At 65.0% G+C, this 4596-nt stretch carries 8 protein-coding genes; all 8 read left to right on the top strand.

What is annotated here, in order from left to right:
- The coding region (locus AC04L7_RS12820) for a hypothetical protein (protein ID WP_475513137.1) at nt 1-205 on the top strand (205 nt) is incomplete at its 5' end.
- A gap of 64 nt (nt 206-269) precedes the next feature.
- A complete protein-coding gene (locus tag AC04L7_RS12815; RefSeq protein WP_475513136.1) occupies nt 270-662 on the top strand; it encodes a hypothetical protein in 393 nt (130 codons plus the stop codon).
- A 25-nt stretch (nt 663-687) separates the two neighbouring features.
- Nucleotides 688-1653 carry a DUF6685 family protein gene (locus tag AC04L7_RS12810; protein WP_475513135.1) on the top strand — a complete coding sequence of 322 codons (966 nt, stop codon included), beginning with the start codon at nt 688-690 and terminating at the stop codon, nt 1651-1653.
- A 50-nt stretch (nt 1654-1703) separates the two neighbouring features.
- Nucleotides 1704-1910, top strand: coding sequence for a hypothetical protein (locus tag AC04L7_RS12805; protein WP_436001185.1), 207 nt, complete (start codon nt 1704-1706; stop codon nt 1908-1910).
- 177 nt (nt 1911-2087) lie between these two features.
- Nucleotides 2088-3251: a hypothetical protein gene (locus AC04L7_RS12800; protein WP_436001183.1), complete on the top strand. Its 1164-nt coding sequence runs from the start codon at nt 2088-2090 to the stop codon at nt 3249-3251.
- Nucleotides 3248-3652, top strand: a complete 405-nt coding sequence (locus AC04L7_RS12795; RefSeq protein WP_436001181.1) for a hypothetical protein — start codon at nt 3248-3250, stop codon at nt 3650-3652. The genes AC04L7_RS12800 and AC04L7_RS12795 overlap by 4 nt, the downstream gene beginning before the upstream one ends.
- Nucleotides 3649-3840, top strand: a complete 192-nt coding sequence (locus AC04L7_RS12790; RefSeq protein WP_436001179.1) for a hypothetical protein — start codon at nt 3649-3651, stop codon at nt 3838-3840. Before AC04L7_RS12795 ends, AC04L7_RS12790 begins: the two co-directional genes overlap by 4 nt.
- Nucleotides 3841-3927: 87 nt before the next feature.
- The coding region (locus AC04L7_RS12785) for a hypothetical protein (RefSeq protein WP_475513134.1) at nt 3928-4596 on the top strand (669 nt) is incomplete at its 3' end.

Genomic DNA, 4596 nt, shown 5'->3' with positions numbered 1-4596 from the left:
AGCCAAGGCACTCCTGGAAGAGGGTGTGGCGGTCTTTGTAGGCCGGGATGCTCCGATGACGGAGCTGCATAGCATGCGCATCACCGATGCCATGCGCGATGTGGTCATGGACAGCATGCCCATGTTCAAGCGCGGCCGGCACGCGCCGGCGCCGTCGCTGGACGAAGAGCGCGAAGAGGCGATGAAAGTCGCAGTGGGCTTCTAACGTGGGTGAAACGAGGGAGAACGTAGTGGTCATGACGACCGAAGAGCGCCGCGATGAGTTGGGGATGGAGCTGATCGCGTGGCGGCGCTTGCGCGAGCAGTTCGACATCACCCTTCCGGGGACGGGATACCTGATCCTCGACGCCAATGAGCGCGTGATCGAGCGAATCGATCGACCGCGCGTGGCGGGCATGGCGGTCCTGCAGTATCAGCCGCCGATACCGGCGCGCCGCAACTGGACACTGTTCGATGAGGGGATCGCCAAGAGCGCTGTGCCGGAGCTGGACCGCGTCCATGCCGCGTTCTCGCCGCACCGCGTGGTGCACATCGTGCCGTTCCTGGATGGCCGTATTGCGGCGACGGAGACGGCCTTCGAGCTGGTGTCGCAGTCACTCAACTGCGATCCAGGTCCCGATCTGGAAGACGAAGAAGATCTGTCCCCGGGCCTGCGGCCATAATGGCCGCTCGCAAAAAGAAGAACGCATGAACCTCAGCAAGATCCTTTCCGGGCCCTGGTCCATTGGCCGCGCAGTCCCCTCGGTGCGGGACGTACTACGCAACCACTCCGATTGCCTGGTGCAGCCCAAGGCGCGCCAGTCGCTCTCGCGCGATGACGTTATTTGCTGGGAAATGCTCGGCGGGCGCGGGCTGGATTGGCCGCGGCTGGCCGCCGGCGAGCTGCGCGGCTGGCATCACTCGCGCATGGGCTACATCGGCGCCAAGCGCGATGTGCCGGCGCTGGCCGGCCTGCTGGTCAAGACCGAAGGCACGATCACCCTGGACGTGCGCCAGGTGACCGGCCTGTCGTGCTCCAAGTCGAACCTGCACGACTTCGATGACCTGGATCTCTGGGTGCAGGCCAATGGGCCCGACAAGATCCAGGATGTCACACCGGAGGCGATTGGGCGCTTGATRCGTCACGAAGGCCTGCGGATCTTCGCGGGGAGGCCGAGCGACCACATCTGCACCTATTCTTGGGCGCCCGGACGGCACTACTTGGCGAACTCTGACGGGTCGCATACGTTCGCCGCGATTCGATACATCGCCGGCCAGCTGGGGATCGAGCTGCCGATCACGGCTGCGCATCACCGGCAGGAGATCGACAAACGGTGTCTTCGGCAGTTGGACGCGCAGTTCGGGGTCTACGCGTTGCGCGACGATGGCGATATGCGCCGGGAGTTGCGTGAGTGTTTCGAGGCCAACCAGGTGACGCATTTCGTGCGCGAGATGCCCCGGGGATTGGGAGGGTTTGGCCCGTTCCTGAGCGTGGACAAGCCACGGGAGCACTGCATCGCGGTGTTTCTGCCCAAGGATGACCCGACGACGGCCGCCGCCATTCGCGCCTTCGACGGTGCCGGTGCTTTCGACGTCATCCGTTACCTGGATTCCAGCCTGCAGCATGTGGCCAGGCTGGAGCAGGAAGAGCCCACGCCAGGCCTACGCCCGTAGTGGCGTAGCAACTTTCGTTGTAGGATGAAGCCACTTTCGAGGATCTACCGATGACCGACGTTTCCAACATCTGGCCCACGCTCAATCGCCTGTCGCGTCAGGACAAGGTCGATATCCTGGAAGCGCATGGTTACGCATGCTCGGACTCGGAAGATGAGGCCAGCTTCGACAACACGATCCTGGAAGACGTGGAGTCGGGCGAGATCGAGATGAGCGAGCTGGAAGACAAGCTGGGCACCGGCCCGCGCATGCGCTAACACCCCGGTTGCGACCCCGCCAAGATGCACGGCCGGCCCCTCGGGCCGCCGGCGGCGAAGGGGTCCCTACATCACCCCGTAGCGCCGGGTAGCGGTGTAGCTCTGGCACCCGCCCCACGTCGTTGACATGCATGTTTATTCGGATACTCTAACCAAAGTTAGAGGACGACTACGCCCATGAATTCGACGACCGCTTTGCCTGTGCGCAAGGAATCTGCGATCCCGCAGCTCCCCGAATCGATCATGGAGGCCGGCGGTTACGCCGCTGTTCTGGCCTCCGAATCCAGCAAGCTGGCCTTGCAGGACGCGTTGGACGCGACCTTGCAGGGTCGCCTGGTGGATGTACGCAATGCGTTCAGGCGCCTTCACTGGGAAGGGCCTTTGAACCAGAAGGTGCTGCGCAAGACCGTTGACGGGCGCACTCTGATCTTCACCCATGAACACGAGCAGGTCGGCGCAGGTCGCAATGTCGTGTCGTCGACCTTCATCATCAAGGACGTGACCGATGCGGCCAACGTGCGGGTCCTGGCCACCGAGCTCGATGGCCTGATGCTGAGCGCGGAGGACTTCGCTGCCGGCGTCGATCGCCAGGCACTGACCGCACTACGCGAGCCGGCGCCGCCCAAGCCCGCGCCGTTGGGCGCCTGGGCGCCGCAGCATCGCGCGGTCCTGCAGCCGCTGGCCATCCATCCGGACGTCGTGGACGCCATGATGGGCGTCGGTGGGTACGACGCGATCATGGCCGAGCCCGCGCACGTCGAGAAGTTCGGCAAGATCCTCGACAGCCTTTGGGGTCGCCGCATCGTCGACGTACGCAACAGCGCCCGTGAACTCGGATTCGAGGGCGATCAGCACGCCGAAACCCTGTACAAGCGCGCAGAAGGCAGGCTGCTGGCCTTCTGCGTAGAGCCGCAGGCCGCTGCCCCGCACAACAACTGCGTGGGCGCGACTTTCGTGATCCGCGATGTCACCAAGCCGGTCAGTCTGGAGACGGCGCCGGTGCTGGCATCGCACTCGGACCGGCTGATGTTTGTGGCCAAGGATCTGATGATGGGGCTGAACACGTCGGCCCTGGAAGTGATCCGCGGCCATGCGCCCGCACCGGTGGAGAAGCCGGCGCCTAAGGCGCCGCCCTCCGACCTGGAGCCGAGCGAAGCGATGGAGCAGATCCGCCAGCTGCTGTCTCAGGCCAAGGGCGTGTGGGAGCGCATCCCGGAGAGCGATCGCGTGGATCTGTGCGATGTGAGCTATCCCGACGCCCATCTGGGCGACGTGCTCAACACCGCAGTGAAGACGGCCGACGAGGTCGCCGAGAGCCTGTCCAACGGGCCGCGCCCGTGAGGCCCTGGCAGGAAGAGCGCATCGCCGCCCTTGAGCGCGAGCTGCGCAACAACGGCGTCAGATCCGACGACGGCAGGCTGCCCGCCAGCCTGGCGCGACTGCAGGTCCTGGGCGCGGAGCGGGGCGACTTCCTGTCGGTACCGGAAGAGCGCCAGCGCGCCCTGCTGCACTCCTTCGTGCGCCAGCACGCGGCCCTGGCCATCGTGCTGGACTGGTTCGGTCTGGACCTGGCCCAGAACGAGCATGGCTTCTACGCAGGCGATCGCTTTGGGGTGGTTAAGGCATCGCCGGCGTTCGACTCCGTGCGCGAGCTGGAGGGCTTCTGCGGCACCAACCTGCCGCAGTACGAGGCCATCTGCCGGGAAGGCTCTACAGGGCCCTGGTTCTGGCAGGCCGCATGACCGGTTCGTCCCCGTTCCGTGCCTGGCCGGTCGATTTCGGCGGCTTCACCACCTTTGGGGCTGTCGTCGATCGCATCGATTTCCTGCGTCCCTTCGTCAATCGGGGGCATCCGGATCTCTGCTGGGCGGCCTGGGAGACCGAAAACCTGGTCCGCCTGCTGAACGGTGAGCCCCTGATCGGCGAGTGACAAACGATGTATGTTAATATACATCGTATGAGGACGACCCAGCTAAACGGTATCCTGCATCAGCTCGCCCAGAAGGGGCGCTGGCTGATGAGCGAGAGCACGCTGCGCCTGTTCGCGGGCGAGAAGGTCAATTCGTTCCGCGTGGCCATGGTGCGCCACGTGCGCGCCGGTACGATCCGGCGCTTGGCGCCGGGTCTGTACGCCAATCCCTTCGTCCAGCAGCCCCAGTGGGCGCTGGAGAAGTGCGTGAGCCACCTGCGTCCGGATGACGCCTACTACCTCACCGGCGAGAGCGCCTTGCATGCCTTGGGGCTGCAGGCCCAAGCGCCGGCGCAATTGACCGTCATGACCACCGGGCGCACGTACCGGCACGTCATCCCAGGTCTGGGTGTGATCGACTTCGTCCACACAAGCCGTCCGCCGGAGGCGTGGCGGCAGCACACCTCCTTCATGCCTGGCCGCGAAATGCATGTGGCTGACCCTGAGCTTGCGCGAGCGGATATCCGCCGCATGCGCGGACAACTGCAGGCCCCTGCTATGGGGGCGGAGGAAGAGATGGATCTGATCGCATTGGCCGACTATCCCGAACTGAAGTTGCTTGCCTGGAACCGCACGGCCACGGCCAAGATCCCCGCGGCCGAGGCGCTGTCGCTCTACGAGCGCAACTGGCGCCTGGTGGATCGTGATCGCCTGTTGCCGGCGGAGAAAACCCTGATCAATCGCCTTGCCGACACCTACGGCAGCGGAGTCCTGCAT

Source organism: Pseudoxanthomonas sp. LjRoot204_2 (assembly GCF_056175765.1).
Note: the sequence above shows the minus strand (reverse complement) of the source record. Positions and strands in the feature narration are given on the sequence as shown.

What these genes read in the sequence shown, in the direction of transcription:
- AC04L7_RS12815 (WP_475513136.1), top strand. Translation starts at nt 270, where the DNA reads ATGGAGCTGATCGCGTGGCGGCGCTTGCGCGAGCAGTTCGACATCACC.
- AC04L7_RS12805 (WP_436001185.1), top strand. Translation starts at nt 1,704, where the DNA reads ATGACCGACGTTTCCAACATCTGGCCCACGCTCAATCGCCTGTCGCGT.
- AC04L7_RS12800 (WP_436001183.1), top strand. Translation starts at nt 2,088, where the DNA reads ATGAATTCGACGACCGCTTTGCCTGTGCGCAAGGAATCTGCGATCCCG.
- AC04L7_RS12790 (WP_436001179.1), top strand. Translation starts at nt 3,649, where the DNA reads ATGACCGGTTCGTCCCCGTTCCGTGCCTGGCCGGTCGATTTCGGCGGC.